This is a genomic window from Photobacterium sp. TLY01, from assembly GCF_021432065.1.
Lineage (GTDB): Bacteria > Pseudomonadota > Gammaproteobacteria > Enterobacterales > Vibrionaceae > Photobacterium > Photobacterium halotolerans_A.
The window spans coordinates 133,030-155,898 of the sequence record NZ_CP090365.1; the positions used below are offsets into that span (position 1 = coordinate 133,030).

At 50.4% G+C, this 22,869-nt stretch carries 20 protein-coding genes; 2 read left to right on the plus strand and 18 right to left on the minus strand.

Annotation, left to right across the window (positions count from 1 at the left end):
- Window positions 1-22: 22 nt before the first annotated feature.
- From LN341_RS16230 to LN341_RS16285, 12 genes are all read right to left on the minus strand, one after another.
- Window positions 23-598 carry a flavoprotein gene (locus LN341_RS16230; RefSeq protein ID WP_234205996.1) on the minus strand — a complete coding sequence of 192 codons (576 nt, stop codon included), beginning with the start codon at window positions 596-598 and terminating at the stop codon, window positions 23-25.
- A gap of 78 nt (window positions 599-676) precedes the next feature.
- Window positions 677-1,501, minus strand: a complete 825-nt coding sequence (locus LN341_RS16235; RefSeq protein ID WP_234205998.1) for a metallophosphoesterase — start codon at window positions 1,499-1,501, stop codon at window positions 677-679.
- 10 nt (window positions 1,502-1,511) lie between these two features.
- A complete protein-coding gene (locus LN341_RS16240; RefSeq protein WP_234206000.1) occupies window positions 1,512-2,054 on the minus strand; it encodes a group II truncated hemoglobin in 543 nt (180 codons plus the stop codon).
- Between the two features lie 2 nt (window positions 2,055-2,056).
- The gene (locus LN341_RS16245) at window positions 2,057-2,947 is read right to left on the minus strand and encodes a GNAT family N-acetyltransferase (RefSeq protein ID WP_234206002.1); all 891 of its coding nucleotides are present in this window, start codon (window positions 2,945-2,947) and stop codon (window positions 2,057-2,059) included.
- 7 nt (window positions 2,948-2,954) lie between these two features.
- Window positions 2,955-4,091 (minus strand): acyl-CoA dehydrogenase family protein, encoded by a 1,137-nt coding sequence (locus LN341_RS16250; protein WP_234206004.1) that lies wholly within the window; start codon window positions 4,089-4,091, stop codon window positions 2,955-2,957.
- Window positions 4,088-4,864, minus strand: a complete 777-nt coding sequence (locus LN341_RS16255; protein ID WP_234206006.1) for a thioesterase II family protein — start codon at window positions 4,862-4,864, stop codon at window positions 4,088-4,090. Before LN341_RS16255 ends, LN341_RS16250 begins: the two co-directional genes overlap by 4 nt.
- Complete coding sequence (locus tag LN341_RS16260; RefSeq protein ID WP_234206008.1) at window positions 4,851-6,497, minus strand: GMC family oxidoreductase; 1,647 nt, start codon at window positions 6,495-6,497, stop codon at window positions 4,851-4,853. Before LN341_RS16260 ends, LN341_RS16255 begins: the two co-directional genes overlap by 14 nt.
- The gene (locus LN341_RS16265) at window positions 6,494-7,336 is read right to left on the minus strand and encodes a phosphopantetheine-binding protein (protein ID WP_234206010.1); all 843 of its coding nucleotides are present in this window, start codon (window positions 7,334-7,336) and stop codon (window positions 6,494-6,496) included. The genes LN341_RS16260 and LN341_RS16265 overlap by 4 nt, the downstream gene beginning before the upstream one ends.
- Window positions 7,275-8,437 (minus strand): IS3 family transposase gene (locus tag LN341_RS16270; RefSeq protein ID WP_234203679.1). Its coding sequence is split into 2 segments (ribosomal slippage): window positions 7,275-8,182 and window positions 8,182-8,437, totalling 1,164 coding nucleotides; the frame shifts between segments, so codons are not numbered across the junction. Before LN341_RS16270 ends, LN341_RS16265 begins: the two co-directional genes overlap by 62 nt.
- A 63-nt stretch (window positions 8,438-8,500) precedes the next feature.
- Window positions 8,501-11,047, minus strand: a complete 2,547-nt coding sequence (locus LN341_RS16275; RefSeq protein WP_234206012.1) for an AMP-binding protein — start codon at window positions 11,045-11,047, stop codon at window positions 8,501-8,503.
- Window positions 11,048-11,386: 339 nt separating this feature from the next.
- Window positions 11,387-12,832: an MFS transporter gene (locus LN341_RS16280; protein ID WP_234206014.1), complete on the minus strand. Its 1,446-nt coding sequence runs from the start codon at window positions 12,830-12,832 to the stop codon at window positions 11,387-11,389.
- Window positions 12,833-13,043: 211 nt separating this feature from the next.
- A complete protein-coding gene (locus LN341_RS16285) occupies window positions 13,044-13,706 on the minus strand; it encodes a metalloregulator ArsR/SmtB family transcription factor (RefSeq protein WP_234206016.1) in 663 nt (220 codons plus the stop codon).
- Between the two features lie 141 nt (window positions 13,707-13,847).
- Between LN341_RS16285 and LN341_RS16290 the strand changes: the two genes are divergently transcribed.
- On the plus strand, window positions 13,848-14,336 hold the full coding sequence (locus LN341_RS16290; protein WP_234206018.1) for a DUF2938 domain-containing protein: 489 nt from the start codon (window positions 13,848-13,850) through the stop codon (window positions 14,334-14,336).
- A gap of 87 nt (window positions 14,337-14,423) precedes the next feature.
- Here the strand turns inward: LN341_RS16290 and LN341_RS16295 are convergent, their stop codons facing one another.
- A complete protein-coding gene (locus LN341_RS16295; protein WP_234206022.1) occupies window positions 14,424-16,403 on the minus strand; it encodes an alkyl/aryl-sulfatase in 1,980 nt (659 codons plus the stop codon).
- Between the two features lie 195 nt (window positions 16,404-16,598).
- Here LN341_RS16295 and LN341_RS16300 point away from each other — a divergent pair, with 195 nt between their 5' ends.
- Window positions 16,599-17,471: a LysR family transcriptional regulator gene (locus LN341_RS16300; protein WP_234206023.1), complete on the plus strand. Its 873-nt coding sequence runs from the start codon at window positions 16,599-16,601 to the stop codon at window positions 17,469-17,471.
- A 27-nt stretch (window positions 17,472-17,498) separates the two neighbouring features.
- On the opposite strand, the gene LN341_RS16305 is transcribed toward LN341_RS16300, so the two are convergent.
- From LN341_RS16305 to LN341_RS16325, 5 genes are all read right to left on the minus strand, one after another.
- Window positions 17,499-18,524: a nickel/cobalt transporter gene (locus LN341_RS16305; RefSeq protein WP_370643798.1), complete on the minus strand. Its 1,026-nt coding sequence runs from the start codon at window positions 18,522-18,524 to the stop codon at window positions 17,499-17,501.
- Window positions 18,525-18,652: 128 nt separating this feature from the next.
- Window positions 18,653-19,342 carry a DUF1007 family protein gene (locus tag LN341_RS16310; protein WP_255783145.1) on the minus strand — a complete coding sequence of 230 codons (690 nt, stop codon included), beginning with the start codon at window positions 19,340-19,342 and terminating at the stop codon, window positions 18,653-18,655.
- A gap of 375 nt (window positions 19,343-19,717) precedes the next feature.
- The gene (locus LN341_RS16315; protein ID WP_234206027.1) at window positions 19,718-20,209 is read right to left on the minus strand and encodes an AAC(3)-I family aminoglycoside N-acetyltransferase; all 492 of its coding nucleotides are present in this window, start codon (window positions 20,207-20,209) and stop codon (window positions 19,718-19,720) included.
- 716 nt (window positions 20,210-20,925) lie between these two features.
- Entirely contained in the window at window positions 20,926-21,336 is a 411-nt protein-coding gene (locus LN341_RS16320) for a hypothetical protein (RefSeq protein WP_234206029.1), read from the minus strand.
- An 88-nt stretch (window positions 21,337-21,424) separates the two neighbouring features.
- On the minus strand, window positions 21,425-22,321 hold the full coding sequence (locus LN341_RS16325) for a hypothetical protein (protein ID WP_234206031.1): 897 nt from the start codon (window positions 22,319-22,321) through the stop codon (window positions 21,425-21,427).
- Between the last annotated feature and the right edge of the window lie 548 nt (window positions 22,322-22,869).

Genomic DNA, 22,869 nt, shown 5'->3' on the forward strand with positions numbered 1-22,869 from the left:
GGTCCGCACAGTTTGCTCCCTGCTATTTTTTCAGCGCCGCCTGGATCAGGTCTATGACCACTTCAGGGGCCGGTAACGAGGGATGGCCAACCATCCGATTGAGCGACGCATCAAAATTCTCATGCCAGACTGGTTCAACGACGTCATAACCGTCTTCACGCAGTTGCTGAACATTACGCTGCACCGCTGGCTTTTTCCACATTACAGCGCCCATCACAGGCAAAAAGTACACTGGGAAATCTGCCGTCAGAATTACAGTGGTGAGCCGGTTGGTCGCACCACCCTGTGCTGCAGTCGCGAGGGTGTTTGCTGTCGCCGGCATCACAAACAACACATCATGATCGGCAACGATCCGGGACGGTTTATCTGTCGGCCAGTCCCGGGGCTGCTCACCCTCAATCACCCGGTCACAATACAGTGCCATACTGGATGCCGGTATGAATGTTTCTGCCGTCGGCGTCATCAGAACGGTCAGCTCACAGTTGATCCCCCCTTTTATTGCCTGTAAATATTTTGGCAGCAGCATGATATCCACAGAACCTGATGCGCCGATCAGTATCTTTGGTTGAACCGTTTGTTGCAGAAGAACCTTTTCCATATTGAATTTCCTTATCAGTCACTAAATTTTCCCCTGGCACAGCGCCATGAACCAGCCGACACGACCTGAGCCGGAACGCTACATCAAAAGCGTATCGAGCACCGTCAACATGCAGTACGCATCGCGGCCTTGCCTGTCTTTTGGGTAGCCCAAAGACACTTCAACGTGCGGTATTCCGTCTAATACACTGTGCCCATGCCTGTGAAGATGTCCGTACACAACCAGACAAACCGGAAAACGGCTGAACCAGGTCTCAACCTGCCGTGTACCACACCAGATTGAAAACTCCTGCGGTTGCACCGATTCAGTCAGGGTCTGCAGCATGGGAAAATGGTTAATCAATATCATAGGAAGCTGTGCTGAGACGGCATTCAGCCGGGCTTCCGTGTACTGAACACGTTCACTACACCAGCTTCGGATATCCGGATAGGGATACGTTTTCAGAAAAAACTCGTCTGAGCACACCGCACCGGCCCGTCTTGCTCTTTCCAACCCCTGTTGCGCTGTGAAATCAGAAGGGTGTCGAAACGAGTAGTCATACAGTGTAAAAAGCGGGGCAAGCAAAAATGATTGCCCGTTTTCAGCGGTATACACCGGATATTCATCCTCCGGGGTCAGGACGCCATATTGGTGGCAAATTTCGATAAGCTGTCGATACCGCATCTCACCCGGCAATGCCATTGGCTCTTTGGGCGTACACCAGAGCTCATGATTACCGGGTACCCAGATGACCCGGTAAAACTGCGCAGCCACTGTTCGGATAACCCACTCGAAATCGTTCAGATCATCAGCCACATCACCGCCCAGAATCAGCCAATCACTGTGGTATTGCGTACACATTGCCTCAACTGCCCGTCGGTTTTCCGGGTGAGAGACATGCAAATCACTGACAGCCACCAACATGGTTTGTCTCCTAAAGTGTTCCCGGAGGCGCTTCTCCCCAGCCCCATCTGGGCACAGTATCCCGCTTGGAAGGCTTAGCATCCGGTTGTGAATTGGCCATGGCTCTGCGCGATCCCCACTCTATGTATGCCGTAAACGCGGAACGAAATTCCGGGTCGCTGGGTAATTCAATTTCATCGGCACTTTGCATCATCAAAGAGACCCAGCGTTCTCGCTGCTCCGCCTGAATCGAACGTCCTCTGTGCTTACGGATCATATTTTTGAATCCGCCTCTGTCATTGGTATACAGAGGCTCACCACCGAAGACCTCTTCAAACCACATCGCCACATGGACATGGTGATCTGGCGGCATATGCTGAAAAAGAGGCTGAAGTAAGTCATCTTTTTCGACTTTGGCGTAAAATACCTGCAGCAAATGGCGGATCGCATCGCGTCCCCCCATCCACTCCAGTAATGTGGGTGTTGATGGACTCGTCGCCTGGCCTTTTTCAACTTTCTCGACGTTCTCAGTCATGGTTTCTGTCATCGTTTCTGTCATCGTGTTTTCACTCATGATTAGCCAAGCTCCAATGACGCAATGCACCAAACCTTGTGTTCCTGCTCTTTCGGTGGTTCACCGCGATACATGCGAAGTGTCTGGAAGATGGATTCAAATCCATGGGTTTCGGCCAGACTGATCAAAGTGCGATCTGTCTTTTCAGGGACATCCAAGGTGACTTTCCCCCCCTGTGGCACAGCGGATAATGCCGCGATAAACAGAGGTTCCACCAGGTCTGGGGAACTGGCGAACAACGGACCAACCCGGTAACCCTCTTGCGACTGACGAACGCCGATAATGCCAGTCACTTCCTGACCACTCCGGCAAATGAAGCCGTAACGTGTTTCCCCGATAAACCAGTGTTTCAGTAAGGCACTGCGGTCGATACCCGTACAGCTTTGATCGTATGCGATGAGAGCGTCGATATCCGCAGCCTGTACCAACGCAATATGATCGGGGCAGTGGTAATCCTGTTGTACCTGGCCCACCATGCGCAGATTATATCTGTCCCCGGCAAACCCCCATTTTGCATAGTTATCAACCTGGGCCGGCATGCCATCCAGTCCCATGCAACGTTCCCCACCGTGGTAGAACGCACTTTGACATAACTTCAGGCCATAGCCTTGTCCACGGTACGCCGGGGAAACCAAGTAATGCCCGAGGAAACTAAAGCGGGACGAATAATTCACGACTGACATCGCAGCAACAGGCTCTTTACCCAGATAACCGATAAAGAAGCCTTGATCATCCACCTCAAAAAAGGCATTCGCATCACCGATGCCCATGTCCCAGCCTTCATCTTTTGCCCACGCAATCACCGCTTGCCACTCCGCCAGATTCGCGGATTCAACACGCCAGACGCTGTTTGATGTTTCCGTTTCCGTTTTGTTTTTGACGATATCCATCATTTCCTCTCTAAAGCCCCATGGATTTACTGACGACTTCCAGCATGATTTCACTGGTGCCGCCATAAATTTTCTGAACCCGGCTGTTGACCCACAATTTGCCGATCGACGAATCGCTCATATAAGCACTGCCACCATGCAGTTGCAGACATTCATCCGCCACTTTGTTCTGTACTTCTGTTGCCCACCATTTCAGCCGCGCCGCATCTTCCAGGCTGAGTGAGCCGGCATTAAAGCGCTCAATGGCGTCATTGAGATAACTGCGGGTCACTTTGATCTGGGTGTCCAGTTGCGCCAGCAAAAAGCGGTTGTACTGAAACGCCCCGATCGGCTGACCAAACGCCTTACGCTGTTTCACGTAAGCCAGCGTCTCTGCCATCATGATTTCAGCGCTCACCACAGCCACGGTACTGATACTTAAGCGTTCGCGTGTCATCCCTGTCATAAAGTAATAGCTGCCAAGATTTTCACGCCCAAGCAGGTTACTTTTGGGCACAACACACTGGTCAAACGTTAAATTCGCCGTATCGCTGGCATGCCATCCCAGTTTTTTCAGCGCTTCGCCCTGAGAAAAGCCAGCCATGCCTTTTTCCACCACTATCAGGCTGATTCCCTGCCCCCGTGGCCCGGCGTCAGTCTTCACCGCGACGATAAACAGATCCGCATTCACCCCATTGGTGATAAATGCTTTCCGGCCATTGAGCACATAGTTTTCGCCGTCTGCTGTCGCTTGCGTGCTCATCCCGGCCGAATCTGAGCCACCGCCTGGTTCAGTGATGGCAATAGCGGCTATTCGCCGGCCACTGCACAAGTCCGGTAACCAGCGCTGTTTCTGCGCTTCGGAAGCAAACTGGTTGAGATAACTGGCAATGACATCGTTGTGGGAAATCACGATTGGCGCTGTCATACCCACGGCCAGCATTTCTTCCGTGAGCGCCAGCGCAAAGCGGTAATCCGATTTATCTTGTCCGCCCAGCTCCTGGCTGACGCCCATCCCCAGCAAGCCATGCGCTCCCATGGTCTGCCAGAAATCACGATCCACCAGACCTTGCTCCTCCCATTTTTCAAGATGGGGCTTCGCGTAATGGTCAAAACATTCCCGGCAAGACAGCCGGAACTCCTTTATCTCATCTGTGGTTGTATTCACTGAAACACACTCCAACTGTCCATTTTGTTTGTCTCCGCAAGCCTGAACGAGGCTTCGCTATCCATTGCCTGCTGAATCACAGACCAGTGCCGGTAAACCGCAAAATGATCGCCATTCACCCGGATCATGCTTATCCGATCCACTGTGTGCCGCCGCCATTGCTGAAGCTGTTCCTCAGTGACATGCGGATCGTCCGATGCGGCCACCAGCAGCAGGGGCTGCAAAACGCGCAGATCCCTGAGTGAAGGAAACTGGCTGCGCACCAGAAAATCACTGCGTAACTGAGCCACATAGCGCCTGGCAAGCGCCGGTTCATTCAGCACCGTATTGGGTGTTCCCTGATCCTCACGCATTTTTTGCAGCAGGGATTCGTCCGACCACAAGTGCAAATCATCAATATCTTGCTCACAGGGCGGAACGGATCCCGAAACCATGCTGTACGCAGGTTTGATCCCATATTTTTTATGCATGACGTCTGTGACTGCCACACTGAGCACACCGCCAAAGCTGTGACCAAATGTCGCCCAACGCTGAATTCCCTGCAGCTGCTTTTGCCGAAAATCGCTACAGAGGGTATCTGCCAGTTTCTCAGCCAGCGTATGCAGGCAGGTCACCTCAGGTTCACGGCCCAGCACACCACGTCCGGGCATTTCAACCGGATGTAAAAGTGCCGTCCCCTTGTCCTGATGAAGCTTGCAGAAAGGTCGATAGACATTGGCACTGGCGCCGGCATGCGGGAAGGCATACACAACCAGATTTTTATTCGCTGACATCCAGACCTCCTGTTCTCAATGCGTGCGAGATACGCTCTGCCAGCATGATGGTGGTTAAATTGGTCGGCATGGAGGGGATCACAGGAAACAGCGAAGCATCGGCAACGGTCAGGCCGGTGACACCGTACACCCTGCCGTTCTGATCTGCCGCGCAATCCGGGTTGTGTTCAGGCCCCATCCGGACGGTTCCGGATGCATGCCAGCCCGGGTTGAGCATGTTTTTGACCGCGCTGTACATCACCCGATCACTGTTGATCATGGCCTCAGACCAGAACTGAATCCCATCCAGAAAGCAGGCAACCGCCGGGTCATGCAGTGCGCGCCACATTTGCCGTACCGCCCCGACCATGCGGTGAACGTCCTGCTCGTTTTCACGTAAGGGAAGCTGTATGGATGGCAGCACTTCGGCCTCGCGACTGGTGATAAAAACCTGACCCCGCGCAGCAGGCTGCATCAGCATGGCAGAAGCGCCAACGATCATGGGATACTCAAGCCTGTGCCTGAATTTGGGCACGGTATGACTTTCGACATTATTGAGCAGGCCAATCTGGACATCGGTTTCCTTGCCTGCACCACTGCAAATTCGGGCTGCAATCTGACGCCACGGCAAGCCGCGACGACAGACACCGGCTTTGGGAAGCGCCCAGATCACCAGCGAGGCATGATCCTGCAGATTGCGGCCAACGGCAGGCCGGTCGACCCGTACAGGAATATCCAGAGACTGCAAATGCGCCGGATCGCCAATCCCGGAGCGCTGTAACAAAGCCGGGGTGCCGATGGCGCCTGCCGCCAGGACCACTTCACCGGCTTCAAAGCGATGAAAGCGCCCCTGATAAATGGCTTCAATGCCTGAGACCGTCGTCCCGCTGAATGTGATGGCGGAGACAAGAACGTCAGTCAGTACCGTTAAGTTCGGCCTGTCCTGAACCGGTGCCAGATACGCCTGATAGACATCCAGACGCCGGGCGTGCTGTTTGACATTGGAAGGTACAGGGCCGACACCGGGTGCTTCTCCGGCATTCAGATCTTCGGTATATGGAATCCCTTGTTTCTGGCAGGCGGCAGAGAAAGCCTGATCTAACGGATGCAGACTGTCAGCATCAGGACGACGCAACACCATAGGCCCCTGATCGCCGTGCAAGTCATCGCCCGGAAAATCCGTATCGGTTTCCAGACGGCGATACCAGGGCAGGACGTGTTGCCACGACCACTGCGGACACCCCATCTCAGCCCAACGCGCAAAGTCCCGGGGAAAAGTCCGCAGTGCAACGGCGCCATTCACGGCGGATGAGCCGCCCAGCACTTTCCCCACTCGGTAATCAAAGGGAGGCGGATGTTTATCCTTCGGTTGATCCGCAAACAACTGACGAACCTGATCACTGGCCGGGCTAAGGCTGCCTCTTAACTGCGCCTGATACGACCAGTTATAACCTTCCAGTACCAAACGGGATGCATCAGCAAGCGGACTGTCAGCAAGGTGGGCATCTGACTCGGGCCCGGCTTCGAGCAACAACACCCGTATGTGACTGTCTTCCGACAGGCGGGCCGCGAGCACACAGCCCGCAGACCCGCCACCGACAATGATGAAATCAAACTGGCTCTGAGCCAGTGGTTCTTCGGCTAGCGCACTCATCCCAGACTGACTCCATCCAGTTGTTTCATCGATTCAATGATCTGGGCAAACTGACGGATGCTGGTATTCATGAAGAGACCTTCGATCAGATCCTGCTCCTGAACAGCCGTGACCTTGAATTCTTCACGCAGTGTGCTCAGCAGTGCCACAGCAATCAGCGAGTCGCCGCCAACATCAAAGAACCCGGCATTCACATCCAGATCATCGTGTTGTAACAGCTCCCGCCAGAGATTGAGTAACCGGCTTTCCGTAGCAGAAACAGGTTTGGTCTCTGCTGTTTGCGTCTGCTCTTCCGGCCAGGGTGCCGGTAATGCTTTTCGATCGATCTTGCCGTTTGCGGTAAGTGGCATGTAAGGCAAAATAACGAAGTAAGTGGGCACCATATAAGGTGGCAAAGTGCTTTGTGCCTGCTCCCGGCAGCGCTGTTTCAGGGTTTCATGATCACAATCAGCGTTCTCGTGCAGTACCAGATAGGCCACCAGTTGCCTTTGTCCCGATTTAGGGTGAACCGGCGCATCTATCACAACATGATTCACGGCTTGCAGACTCAGCAAAGCAAATTCCACTTCACCCAACTCCACACGGTAGCCATTGATTTTGACCTGGTTATCTTCCCTGCCCAGAATTTCTATCAAGCCATTTTGGATATACCGCCCTAAATCCCCAGTCTTATACAGACGTTCACCGGTTTTCGGGTGAGTGAAAAATCGCTGCGCCGTTTTTTCCGGATCGGCCCAGTAACCTTGAGCAACCCCTTCACCCGCGATATTGTAGTGGTCAACTAATTCCGGACAGTAAATTAGGTTGGTATTCTGCCTTTGCAGGCGGAATACCATCATTGTAGCTGTGTGGCCTTTCCCAGTTGTAGTAGTCCATCAGATAACGACTGATATCTTTGGTTGAGTCTGTCAACGATGTATAGCCTGTTGCTGGTATCCACTCCGATTTCAGACTTCTAAACAACCGCTCCATGGGTGCGTTGTCCCAACAATTACCACGACGACTCATACTTTGAGTCATGCGATAACGCCATAGATGTTGGCGAAACAGACGACTGGTGTACTGACAGCCTTGATCTGAATGAAACAGTACATCTTGTGGCCGGCCTCTTTGCTCATAGGCCATGGTCAGAGCCTTTGCGGCTAATGAAGCATCTGGTTTATCTGACATCGCCCAACCGACAACACGACGACGGAACAGGTCAATCACAGCAGCCAGATAGCACCACCGATTACCAGCCCAGATGTAAGTGATATCACCACACCAAGCCTGATTAGGTCCACACGCATGAAATTCTCGGTTGAGACGGTTCGGAACATCAAGCCGCTCAACGGTCGCATTCCTGTAAACATGTGGACCTGGCTGCTTACTGATAAGTTGCGCTTCTTTCATCAGCGCTCTGACTTTGAAACGACCGATGGAATAACGGCGTTCACGCATCATCCAGGTGATCGTACGACTACCGGCAGCACCTCGGCTGAGTGTAAAGAGTCGATTGACTTCGCTACGAAGTTCCATGCGTTCAACATCAACGCGTTGTTGTCGTTGCTTGTAGTCGTAATAACTGGATGAAGAAATATCGAATACTGAACAGACCAAGTGAACCGATTCATGCTCCCTCAACTGGTCTATCAGCGTGTACGTTCGAGTTCGTCCGACATTAAGAGAGCTGTGGCCTTTTTTAGAATCGCTTTTTCCCGCTCTAAGCGATTAATTCGTGCTTCAAGCTCCTGAATTTTTTGCTGTTCTGACGTGAGTGCTTTCGATGTTGGTGTTTGGCCACCGCGCTCAGCTCTGAGCTGATCAACCCAACGTCTAAGTGCCGTCTCTCCGACGTCAACGGAGCGGCATGCCTCAGGAATTGAATAATTCTGGTCGAGTACCAAACTTGCAGTATCACGTTTGAACTCAGGACTAAATGAGCGTCGTTTTTTGGTCATTGAACACCTCTTTCTTTGGTGGCTACTTTACCACCTTAAATGGTGTCCGGGTTCATTAAACCACTACATATACAGCTCACCGATCCCCCATTTGGGACAGTCTTCCAGCCACTCGTTCAGCACATGAAAGCGCTGGTTCGCCAGAGGTTTCCCATAAGGAATGCTGACCCAGTCTTTTTCCACATGCGCAATGGGATAGCAGATAGACCAGATGGAGCCTTCCGTGGCACCGCCCAGACTGATGACCTGAGCATCCGGCAGTGCGTTGCGGATCGCATCCGGCAAATCCACCGGAATCCAGTCGCCGCTCATTAAAATCAGTCTCAATTTGCTGCTGGCGAGCAGATCACTGGCCCGATCCACCATGACTTTGACCGGGGCAGGCACGCTATTCCAGATGGTGATGCCGTGATGAATCAGCGTCTCACACCAGATTTTGGGATCGTTTTGGGCATCTGCGGCCAGGAACACCAAACGGCCGCCTGCCCCCAACACCCCGAAGTAGTCATAAACCGATAAATCAAACCCTGCCGGCGCAATAGACAGGACGGCATCGTCGGCTGTCACCCGAAAGCGGCGATTGATGTCATCAAGGGTATTGACGGCATTGCTGTGACTGATCATGACGCCTTTTGGCTCGCCGGTTGAACCGGAAGTGAAAATCACATAGGCCAGATCATCAGCGCTCTGAATAGGTGACACAGTCTCTAAAGGCGCGTCATCCGGCAGGATATCCAGATCTACTCTTAAAAAAGGCTGATACTCTTCAGGATTGGTGTAAATCTCTGTGGTGGTCACGACCGCTTTGGCCTGACAGCGGTGCAACAATTGCAATCGTCTTTGCTGCGGTAACGCGGGATCGATCGAGACATAGGCGCCGCCTGACTGCAAAATCCCTAAAATACCAAGAATCAACTCCGGTCCTTGCGGCAAAGACACCGCAATGATATCTCCGGCTTCAATATGCGCAGATTCCCTTAGTTTCGCCGCCAGATGGGTAGATTTTGCGACCAGTTCACCATAAGTGAGGCGTTTATCCCCCTGTTCTATGGCAACCGCATCCGGACGATTTTTCGCCGCATCCAGCAAGCTGTCATGCAGCAATCTGGGGCGGATATCGACAAATGTATCATTCGCCGCACGCCGCTCTGCCTTATCTGACTCAGGTATGCTCACCACAGCACCGGTTTTCTGCCAGATGGTTTGCTCTGAGAGCGCTTCATCTGAAATCACCTGATTCAGCAAATCCAGATAAGCGTCCATCATGTCTTGTGCCAGATTGGCCGGGAATAAGCCATCCACATAATTAAAATGAATGCCCAGCCCTTGCTGTTCAAGGGTGATCTGGTTTTCCAGCCAGATCTGTGGGGTTTGATTGCTGGCATACACCTCCCTGCTGCCGGGTCCGCGCCAGTCGGGCACCCACTCTGCTAACTCAGGCGTCAATGTATTACTGAACACCACAGGCATTGAGATCGCGCGGTTTTCCTGTTTACGACTGGTCAGCTCGCGCAACACCTGAATACCATTAAATGAAGCATGCAACTTTCCCTGATAAAGCAAGGTTTGCACTTCTAACATCCGCTCTGAGAAAGTACTTTCCGCAACACAAGAGACTGGTAACAGCTGAGGCTGAAGAAAATTTCCTACCGTCTGATCAATTCCCTCTTCGTAAGGCCTGCGCCCCATTTGGGTCAGTGTCAGGGTGAAATCCTGCCGTTTTGACCACTGACGGATAACCTCGGAATAACACCCCAGCAGCAAAGCTTCCGCTGTCAGGCCATGCTTATCAGCCGCTTGTTTGAATGACACTAAGGTCTGCGTCGGTAACAGTCTGGAAAGGCGTTGAATATTGGGGTGTTCAATTTGTTGCGGGGAAATATTGAGTGGCAGTTCAGGTGCTGGGGGAAGATGATGAATACGTTCAAGCCAGTATTGCTGGTCGTTCTGGCCCTGTGCCTCCCCCTGAAGTATGCGCTCTGCGGCGACATAATCCAGGAAATCCGGTAACTTCACCGGTGTGGTATCTCCCTTCAGTTGATATTCACGCCAGATATCTTTCAGCACTAACCTGACACTGATCACATCAAGAAACATGAGATCGAAATGGCAGTGCAGCCGCCATGTGTTATCCGCTAACCGGGTGATTCGCATTTCAAATGATGGCGCTTCGTCTAGCGTCAGCCGTTGCTTTTCCATGCTTTGGCGCAATGTGGTGAGATAGGTGTCCTGATCTGAAGCTTCCCAGGCACGAATATCTTTTGATTTCATGCAATACAAACTGCAAGCCGGCACAATTTTTTGTTTGCCGCCAGCAACAGCCACAGCCCTGAGCATGGCATGCCTGCCAATGGTCTGATTTACCGCATATTTGAAACGCGCTTCATCCAGTGCGTCGACATCCAGTTCCAGATAGTAACTGCTGGATAATCCGCCGAGTTCCAGACCCGTGTTTCGCCCAATCAAATACGCATACTGAATATCCGTTAATGGCTGTTCATGGGGTTCAGATACAGCCGTCATTTGCTCGGCCAGTGGCTGATGCAAAGGCAACTGGCCACGATACAGGGCATCAAGCGATGCTTCGTCCTGGCCTGTTTGGTGTAACACCTCTCCTCCGTGTTCGAACGTCAGGCGGCCGTTTAACTTAACTATCTGTTTTTCAATGATTAGTTTGCCAACTTGATCACAGTTCATAATGGGTCATGTGTCCTTAGTTTGTCTTTCAATCATTTGCATTTAATAAAATTGTTATTATCTAAAACGCAAAAACCTGCCTACTCGTTACTATGCAACAAGTAGACAGATTACAAACTAGAAGGCGATATATTATTCGGTCAAGCGATCAATTGATTGTTTTGTATTCACCTTAGGCATATATGATCAAAGACAATATTTACAGCAACTCAAGATGTCGCTCTATAAGCAAATTGTTGCTCATTGTCACATTTATCCTGATTGCTCACTCGCTGTGCGTGCCGTTGCTTGATATCGATGCCTGGTGATCAACCAGGCCAGCAAAGCTGCCGCCACATAAACACCTGCAGCTGTGGCAAACGCCAGGCTATATCCACCGACCACATCAGAGGCAATGCCCGTAATGGCCATCAAAGAAGCCAGCCCGAATGTGGGACCTAATTCCATGGAAGTATTCATCACACCCCCTGCCAGACCGGCCTGATGCTGAGGGACATTCATGGTGGACAGCACAGCGGACCCCGAAAACATCAGCGACGTCCCCAACGTCAGAATAACAATGCCCGGCAGTAGTCCTGACACATAGGCGACCTCCTGATGAATGCCCGCGAGCAGACTTAACCCGACAGCGCCAACCACTAACCCACTGATTGTTACTTTCAACGGCCCCAACCACCCGACAATGCGACTTGCCGCCTGATTCATGATCAGTAAGGTTAAGGTGTAGGGCACAAAGGCACCTGCTGTTTCAAGCGGCGTCCAGCCTTGTTGGATCTGGAGAAACAAGGACAACAGAAAAGTGACCAGCCCCATACTGGCGGCAGCCAGAAGAATTCCCACCAGTCCCACGATACGATTCGGCTCTCCGATAAACCCTTTTGGCAGCAACGGATCACTGACACGTCGTTCAACCGCCAGAAACAGGACGATGAGGCAGAGACCCACCAGTACAGGAACGAGAACAACAGGGGTTGACCAACCCAGTTCGCCGCTGGCGATCAGCCCATAGCTACCAATAGAAATACCCAGTGTAGCCAGCAAGGCACCGAATGGATCCAGTCCAATCTTATGGCTGACCGCCTGGGCGTGCTCTTCTTTCGGTAAGACCCATTTCACGGCCATTAATCCGATCACGGCGATCAACACAGGCACAACAAACATCCAACGCCAGGAAACCCAAGTCGTTACCACGCCAGAGGCCAGAAAGCCCACGCCACCACCCAGCACGGACACTCCTCCCCAGGTTGCCATGGCTCTCATGAAAGCGCTCGGGTCCGGAAACAGTGTACGCAACACAGCCACAGCGGCGGGTGCTGTCAAAGCGGCGCCCACTCCCTGCAAAAAGCGCATCGCAACCATCATGTTGAAGTGGGTTGAAAAAGCCGCAATCGCAGAAGCCAGTCCAAAAACACACAGGCCTAGTGTGAATAATTTCAATCCGCCAAATCTGTCTGTCAACCGGCCGCCGAATAACAACAATCCGCTGAAAGGCAGCCCATATGCCGTGCTGACCAGAAGCAAATCTGAAGCCTGCAGGCCGAATTCTCGTCCAATATCCGGCAGCGGAATGCCAATCATCACGATGGTGAAAATCAGTGTCGCCTGCACCACAGCGAGCAGGGGGAAAGCAAGTTTAGATGCCGGCGACACCTGAGTACCCTGTGTCACCGGTTCATCCTGTTGTTCCTCGAGAGTCATCCCGGAATCCTTTTTATAAGTAGCCAACTAACATTGTTTGAATTTAAGAATAACATTCAATTGAATTATTGAATGTTGATTAGCATAGGATACGAATCACCTCTATGTCAACGTTAGACAGATATTAAAAATGCCTGATCCGAGCGCCAGAAAGAAAGGTTCCTCACAGATAGCAATCTGTGAGGAACCCTCGCAAAAACGCTGAACTTACTCAGAGAGCGTCGATTTTATAGCCAGCCGCTTTCCATTCGGGCACACCATCGTTTAAACGGCGGGCAGATAAGCCTTTTTCTTTCAGCGCATTCACCGCTGTAATCGATAAAGAGCAATAAGGGCCACGGCAATAAGCGACAATCTCCTGCTCTTTCGGCAGTTCTGACAATCGCGCTTCCAGCTCGCCGAGGGGAATATTGATCGCACCGGGCAAATGCCCTTGCTCGAATTCTTCTTCCGGGCGTACATCCAGTAAGGTCACACTGTTTTCCTGCATCCGGACCAGTAGTTCCTCCCGCGAAATGGCTTCCACATCCTGCTGATGATGCAAAGTGCCTTTTACCAGCTTTCGGATCTCAGAATGGTTGAACTCGGCAAACTGACGCAATGCCATCAAGAGCTCAACAACAGGTGCGTCTGCAAGACGATAAAACACATGCTTGCCTTCGCGGCGGGTCTGGACATAGCCATTTCGCTTGAGCTGCTGCAAGTGTTGGGACGTATTGGCCACTGTCAGAACCGCCAGTTCTGCCAGCTTTTCAACAGACTTTTCCCCTTGGGCGATATGCTCCAGCAGTATCAAGCGGTGGGCGTTTCCTAAAGGTCGGGCAAGATCAGCCAACTCCGAATAAATATGATACTGATTGTTTATTGTTGACATAGAAGATTAACTGCCCCATCATTCAATCGATTTATTGAATTATATAGCATTATCAGTGGATTGATACCGCAGCCGTCTCATTTGCTGACATTGTTATAGTTAACCGCATGATTGTCCGCGCAAAAAAAGGAGAGAACCAAGATGGAACCTGATTTCATACTACGCGCCATTGCTCTGGGTGTCGGTGCCACCCTGGTCATGGATCTGTGGGCACTGTTCCTGAAAGTCTGTTTCAAGATCCCTTCTCTGAACTATGCCATGGTTGGTCGTTGGATCGGTCACTTTCCTAAAGGGCAATTCACCCATGCCAATATCGGTCAAGCTCAGCCCGTTGCCGGCGAAACTTTGCTGGGCTGGACCGCTCACTATGCGATAGGTATTTGCTTTGCTGCCGTACTGCTGTGGGGCTGGGGATTAGAATGGGCGGCCTCTCCGACCTTACTGCCCGCGTTAATTGTGGGTGTGCTGACTGTGGTTGCACCGTTTTTCCTGATGCAACCAGGCATGGGAGCAGGCGTCGCAGCATCAAAAACCCCTCAGCCCAATACCGCCCGATTACGCAGCCTGCTGGCTCATACCTCATTCGGTGTGGGGTTATATCTGACGGGAATGATATTGTCAGTTTTTTGAATACCATTTCAGGACGAGACAGACAGAGTCAGCAAAAAGCCCCCGAACCATTCGGGGGCTTCTTCAATTTGAATCAAACGGTTGCATTTACGGTGTGACTATCCCGAAATCATTGGCGAAAGTATCGAAAACGCCCATCAGCTCATTCAGGGTCTCGCGGTTTGACACCTTGAATTTTCCGGCTTTGACCAGATCGTCAAGTGAGGCTTTCCGGGTAAGCAAGTCGGCCAGATCAGACTGACTGAACGTGAGCGTTAAATCGGCATGATCCAGTTGGCGATCCGGATATGTTTTCAACACTGAGTTCGACAGCAACATCGCGTATTCACCCGACTGCGTATTCTGATCATCCGCAACCTTTAAGTTCACTGCGATAGTTTTACCCGCGGCTTTTTCCGGGTTCACCCGAACGGTCAGGGACTCCAGCACAGAGCTTACCGGCATGTTCTTGGCGATAGCCGTGGTATCTGGCGTCGGTGCAGGTTTAAATCCTTCCCGTAACTCTTTTGCACCAATCAGGTAGTTATTGCGCCACGGACCAGACTCAGACTGATATCCCAGCTGCTCCATCGCATCGGCTTCCAGATACCGGGCTTGGGTATTCGACGGGTCCGAAAAGACCACGTGATTGAGCAAAGTCACCGCCCAGCGATATTCACCGCGATCCACCGCTTTTTGCGCAATCTGAATGACCTGATCAGCCCCGCCCATGGCTTCGACATATTTCGCGCCGGCTTCTTCCGGCGGCAGCGGATTCAGATTGGCCGGGTTGCCATCCCACCAGGCACCAAAATAGAAGTCGTACGTTGCGCGGGCATTATGCGATACCGTGCCGTAGTAGCCACGGTTGTACCATTCTTTATCAAGCGACTCTGGCAGCTGAATGCTGGCTGAAATCTCATTGGGTGTGTAGCCCATATTCGCCAGACGCAGCGTCTGATCATGGACGTACTGATACATGTCACGGGTTTTCTCCAGCTGATCTTTGATCTTCGCTTTACCCCAGGTTGGCCAGTGATGCGATGCAATCATGGTGTCGGCTTTTTCACCATACAGCTGGATGGTTTCATCAATGTAGGCCGCCCACTTGCTGGCGTCCCGGGTCTGCGCACCACGCAGAGTCGAAATATTATGGATGGTATGTGTCATCACCTCGGCCGCCAGCAGGGTTTTGTATTTCGGCATATACGCCATAAACTCTGCCGGGGCTTCTGAGCCGCTCGCCATCTGGAAATCAAACTCGATGCCGTCAATGGTGTGCTTTTCACCGGTTTTGTGAATCAGCAAGGTCGGCTCAACAATTCCCGGAACGCCGGTCGACGTCGTCTTGCCTAAACCGGCATCCACCAGACCCCGCGGTCCTGGCGCAGCGAGGTTACCGTACATGAAACTTGCACGGCGCGACATCAGATTCCCCGCAAGCACGTTTTCTGAAATGGCGTGCTCATAGAAACCTTCCGGTGCAACGACCTCAACCTGACCGGCCTCGTAAGCTTCTTTGGTCGTAACCCCCCAGATACCACCAAAATGATCAATGTGAGAGTGCGTGATCACAACGGCTGTGACCGGCAATTTTTCAACATGTTGATTCAGTAGTTCCAAACCCGCTCTTGCCGTTTCTTCAGAGATCAGTGGATCGATCACGATCCAGCCTTTTTCACCCCGGATAAAAGACATCACAGACAAATCAAATCCGCGTATCTGATATACACCGTCGCTCACCTGAAATAAGCCCGCTTTATTATTCAGCTGAGCCATGCGGTGCAAAGATGGATTGATCGTGTCGATCTGCTTCTGCGCATTCACAAACTGATAGGCATTAAAATCCCAGACGACATTGCCTGCTTTGTCGCGAATCGTTTTCTCCGGCCAGGTGGCAATAAAGCCTCTGCTTGCTGCACTAAAATCATCGCGATTCTCAAAATTCAGGTAATTCCTGAGTGCTTCATTTTTTTCAATGGTATAAGTGCTGGCAGGCTTACTGTCCGGCGTAATTTCCATGGAGGCCATGACGGATTGCGATATCAATGCAATCGACAAATAAACAACTGAGTTTTTCAACTTCATTTTTCTTTCCTTATTTCCAGCAGCGCTTCAATCGTCTTGCTTCAAATAGGTCGGACATCCGTATTTCCCGATTCAATACCGCCAGGAAATCACGGATTCAGCCGAGGTTCTGTTGACGCTCTTATGATGTCTGTTTAGTCTATCGGCTCTTCGTTGAACTGTCGGAAAGGCGTAATTGACTGAATGGAAAGTCATGTGGATTTAAACTTGTTAAGAACTCTGGTTCTGGTTTGCCAAGTGAAGAACCTGAAGCTGGCATCCGTCCGGCTGGGGATTTCTGAAAGCGCCGTCAGCAAGCAACTTTCCCGCCTGAGTGAACAGTTAGACGAAATGCTGTTTGAACGGACGCCGAGTGGACTGGAGCCAACCCCCTATACGCAGCAGCTTTTACCACAGCTGCAATCGTCACTGTCTGCCCTTCAGACAACCCTCCGGAAGAAGTCGTTTGATCCGGCACACTGTCACGATACCCTGACGATCGCCTTACCGATGATCACGCTGGATAAATATGGCCAGCAAATTTATCAAAGCCTCAAACGCGCTTTGCCGAACAGTAAGGTCGTGCTCTCAAGCTGGAATCCGACCACGCTTACCGCCATGGCTCAGGGTGAAATTACACTGGGCGTGCATTACTGGAATGCTGAGGTTTCGGGTGAGATTTATCAGCGGCAGATCACCGGGGATGAATTTATCGTGGCGATCGCGCAGTGTCATCGCACGGCAGATTTCGATGAGGTTCGAAACTGGCCGTTTATCATGCTGCGAAGCAGTGGCTGGAATGATTACAAATCGCCGTATTATGAAAAATTCGTGGCTTTGGGGCATCACTTTGATTTTGAATATCAACTCGATAGCCCGCAGCTTGCTTATCAGTTTATGAAGAATGAGCGTGTGGCGATTCTCACCACGCTGAAAAATCTGCCGGACGGTTTAAAGCGTATCCCGACACCAGACGCATCCCGTTTTCAGGTCAGGCTGTCCAGCTACACCCAACTCGTCAATCGTTCAAACCCTTTACACCTGTTTCTGCATCAGACGCTGGTTGATATTTTCACGGCAGCCGAGTGATTCCTCTTGCCGCGGGGCCAATTGCACTCACACCGAAAACATCGGAGACAGACCGGTATCCTGCCCGTTCATGAGCAATGCGCCGATCGCCATCAGCAACACGCCGCCAAGTAACTGAAGATAATAACCGGTTAGTTGCCAGCCTGCCTTGCTGTGACTGTTGTCTGTCATCAGATAGCGCTGCACCAATTGTTTCCCTGCTAGTGTCATGATTGCAATCACAGACGTTGTGAATGCAGTCCCTGCGGCCATCACGATGGCACTGACAATCCCTATCCAGTAAAGCCCGGCAAGGTTGGCAAACAACAGCACCATCACAGCTCCCGTACACGGCCGGATCCCAATGGATGCCACAATCCCGACATACTCCCTCCAGGTTGAGGCCCGGTTGATCGCTTCCGCATCTGCGACATGGGAGTGTCCGCATCCGCAGTCCGCATGGTGATCATGACCGTGTGCTGCTTGTCTTGGCGCAGTGGCAAGAATCACCGGGCGGTGAATCGCTGATGTGAATGCGGACTGGTGCGGCGTGGCTGAACGCACCACAGAGAACGCAGATGACACAGAGGACAAGGATGAAGCGTGACGCTGAGCACCACGTACTGAATGATAAATTTGCCTGATTGCTTTCCAGCAGATCAAGCCGCCCAGTACCGCAACCAACGTAAAGCTCAACGACACGAAAACGGTAGCCTGCTCATTCACAACGCGCATCGACGCCTGAAAGCCCCAAACCAGCACACTCACCAGAGCGACTGCGACCAGGGCCTGAAAAAATGCTGAAATGGCAGTCAGCATCAAACTGGCTTTCACCTTTGTCGGATGTGTCGCAAGGTAGGTTGTCACAATCACTTTGCCATGTCCCGGACCCAGCGAATGCAACATGCCGTAAAGAAAACTGAACCCTGCCAGCGATCCGCCGGCGATCAACGGGTTAGATTTCGCATCGTATAACAAGTCAGCCAGCTGGGCGTTGACTTCCCGCTGCCACTGAATGCTTTCCACCACCAGGGTTGGCCACACAGACCACAACTGATAAAAGATAAGAGCCATGACGCATACAAACGTTGCGCTGACATACCAACGACGCGGGTCTATTTTGCTTTGTGCCATTTACTTTATCTCTTCAACTGACTCAAGGATTTCACCTTGCTCTGTATCCGGCTGCTTGATGAATCGATTCATTTTCCGGCTGCAGTGTGCTCACAATGCATTTGCACGGTTTGCGTAAACAACTGCCCCAACGTGTTATCCGGATTCGCATCGGCTGGCAGAGACATGGCATAGCTCACCTGCTCCGGCGTCGGATTCGGCTCAATAAGTTCAACCCGGCAATCACGGGCAAGCGCATCGGACAACACAACATCCTCTGCACTATTCCATGTCATCCCGAGATAAAAACTCGGCTCAAACACTAACAGTCGCAATGTATCGGGTGTCATTCGCTGAGGACTGGACAGGGGAAGCACGAAACTAAGCACCAGTTTTGCCCGGTCACGCGTCAGTTGCCCGCTATGCGCCGGTTTGTAGTGAAGCGGCTGATCACCGTCATAAAAATTAGTGAAATACTGTTCACCCTGAATATTTTCCAGCATGGATGCCGCCATCTTCCGGAAGGTGTTCTGCTCGTTTTCAGGGGAAGTATCCTCACCGTCCAGCATATAAGCGGACGTCATCGCATCAAACGTCCATTCCATTTTAAAGCCGGTGATCACGCCATCCTTTCCCTGGATGTGCGTCTTCATATCCGCAAAAGAATGAGGGTGCGCCTGTACTGTTGGCGCGACCAAAAGCGCAAACACCCAGAAGCACCGCTGGATACCTTGCCTGAATCCATCAAAATGTTGCCGTAATAAGTGAATGTGAACCATGTGAGTACTGCTGATCGACCTAAAAAAATTGTCATAACATAACGCATGTGAATCACAAGATTGCCGAGGATGCATAAAAGGCACTGTCCACTTCGCCTTTAGCGAGACAATGCGCCAGACGCACAGCGTTTTCTGTGTTGATATGGGACTCGACCGCCCGGATCACCACGACGATATGCGAGATCCTTGCACGGAAAAAAACGTCATCACAATCTTTCAGTCAACTTCTGAAGAAAGGTAACAGATCGGGGGGGGATGTCGTGGGATTGGGAGCGTTCAAACGAATCAATCGTTTTTGGACATTTCCGAGTTAAAGCCTTAACTCTAACTCGTCAGTTTCGGATTAAAACGTTAACGTTGCCAACACGCGCCGCTTTAGCGGTCGCCGTGCTTGGCTTTGTTATGCGCTTCTTCGACTGCGATGTCAAAATGGAGGATATTTTCACGCACTCCGAGCTTCGTATAAAGCGCGATCGCGGGTTCATCTTCGATGCCCTGATCGGCCTGAACGAAGATCACATAGGCGCCACGTTTTGCCGCGACCCCTTTTAGGTTTGAGATTAGTTCTGTCGCGATACCCTCTCGTCGATGGCCTTCTAGTACAGCTAAGTCATAGATATAGACTTCGCTGCGCTCTTGCTCAAATTTTCTTAACTCATATGCGGCAATACCACCTACCACCTTCCCGCCCTTCAAAGCTGCCAGTGCGATGAAAGAGTCACCGCCCAACAGTCGGCCCAGGTAGCTCGCGCGTGGGCGATTCCCGGTGTAAGTATCCATATCGCCGAAGGCTTCACCGAACATTACCAACATACTTTCCATCAAGCCGATGTCGTCGGGGGCGAGATGGTGAATTACAAGCGACATGGCGCTCTCCTAATCCGCTTAACGAATGACATGGACTCCCCCTCATCAGGCTCTGCCACACTAGGTAAGTCTGACTACGAAATTACCGGAGGCCACCATGTCACATTCTATTTATGGCATTGATTTAGCCAAACATAGCGTCAGTGTCCACGGTGAAGATCATCAAGGCAAGGTGTTGATTCACGGACCACTTTAAAAGGACATCAATTCTTGCTGATCATATGTCGCGCTTGAGTTCAGTGCTTCTCTCATCATTGTCTGACGCGCGCCAGTTACTCTTTGCTGGCACAATGTATGGCGAAGCTTGGATCATCTGGTCGTGACTGAGAAATAATATTGAGTACCAAACGATTTAAAACGGAACATTTTTTCAACTGAGTCATTTGCTTCACCGGGTCATTGCAATCACCAATGATGATGTAAGGTTCAGTCCTTTTGCGGGAAAACCTGATAGCGCGGCGGGCACTTTCGATGCCGTCTAACGAATGAGGAACCGCAACCGCGTAGTGTCATCAGGGTCATGGCATGAATGCCAGTTAACAGACCGAATGTAGAGCGGCAGTCCCAAACCTTGCATTACCTGACGCTGTTGTTGACAACCGGGGGAGTCCATGTAGCTTTGCTAAGCGGCAATAAAATAGCTGGCTAAAATTAGCGAGGAACGAGCAAAAGCCAACTGTTTTTTGTCCATTTAAGCAACTTGTTAGCATTCAATGTTACTTGAACGGCATGTCGCCATAGCCCCAAATAACTGTACCTAAAACAATGAAAAATATAGCTACACTTTGTTTTTGACTCTTTTGTGTAATAAGTTCATGAATTTCAATAGAGAAGTTACGAGTTTTAGCAAGCTCTTGATATATGCCAGACATGCTAATGCCGTTACCTTGGGCTATTTTAGCTTCAAGCTCTAACATTTCTTTTTCTCTGCTTTTAGCTTTAGCCCAGTTACTCAGTATTGATGAGTATTGTAATTCAGCACCCGCTAGAACAATTAATGCACCTGAACGTTGAAACCAAAAATTTGGATTTGAAGTTATAAAGTCAGCAATTAAAGAAATAACCGCTATAAGTATCATTAAGAAAGAAAAAGACACTGAGAATCTATTGTTTTTAATTAATTCCATAGTCGAAAATATACTCTTTGAATGCTAACGCCCGCAACACCGGACAATTTGGAGCGTAGCGGAAAATTGTTCCGCGTGCTTGCGTTTGTTAGGCATGGATTGCCAGCTTTTCTTGAAGAGCTTGATCATCAATGCTCATAAGCTCCTGTTTTGTAATAATGCAAACTAGATCTTTTCCTTTTCGACCTTCTGACTCTCCAGACAGTCGATTTATTAACTGATTGTACTTTTCTTCATTGTAAGCCTCCGAATCAATAACGATCAGGAGAAGTGTATTGGGTAATCTATTTGTCACCTGATAATATACACTCTTCGCATATATGTTCTTCAAATATACTTCGCGAAGCCAGCCGAAGTTAAACCCCTTTCTTATATATTTAACTTCAACTATATAGTCTTTGGTTAAAATGGCCTTACCACGAAGTAATATATCCAATTCAACGTTAGCCACCATTTTGTTGTGACTGACGTCAAACTTATTCCCATACACCTTTGATAACTTGCCGTAGACAAGCTCTTCCACTTTTGAGTATTGCGATCTAAACGAATTAACAATGTAGGAATCCGAATTTCCAGACTCTGCAACCTGAAGACTCTCGTACTCTGACGTTTCTTTCTCTTCTATTTCATCTTTGGTTGCGTCGCGAAGTGATTGCTTCTTGATTTCGACATCGAGCATTGTTTGCTCGTCAAGATGAAGCTGGTTTTTCCGCCAGTTTTTCAGACCAAGGAAAATGAATATCATTCCTACAGCAGAACCGATAGAGGAGAACCATGGAATAAAGCTGACGATAAACGAAACTGCGTACTGCCTTTTAATTACCACTGCCTTGGCCACATCTGACAGTGCGTTTATCTCTGATTCTGGTCGGAATAGATCGAAAGGCTCCCTAAGAAACATCCAAGGAGCCAAAATAGATAGGGTTATCAATACTACACCCAGAGATACTATAAATTTATATAGATCTCCAAATTCAAACTTCATCCTCGCTCCTTTTGATGTCTAACATTTTATTCAACGACACCATGTCGTATAACTCTGTCATATAACTTTTTCAATCAGAAATAACTTAAGATATTGATTATATTTAATTAAATACGCTTAACCAGATGAATCTATCAGTAAGATACACGACATCATGTCGTGTATCTTACTCAATCGACTTAAGCTATCCAATTGATATTATTTGTTTTTTTATTTCATGACTTACACCAAAAATCAGCGACGCATAAGCTTGTGAGAAAAGCGACATCGGTCACTTACCCTGCACAAAGAAGCCTCAGCATATCCACCCAGCTACAGAAACTGCACTCGTTGTATGGATTGCCGCCTGCGCGGCAATGCCAGAAGTGAATAATGAATGCCTAGCTGAAAACACACTGTACAATAACAACTACAAGATCCAAGAAATCTTCTTCCCCAGGGAAAAATTCATGGACGAATTTTTAGGTTGTCGGCGCCGGGAGCGCCTACAACCGTCCCGGACCACACCAAAGAACAAAAAGGGCTTTCTGGGCACTCTTTGCCCCTGC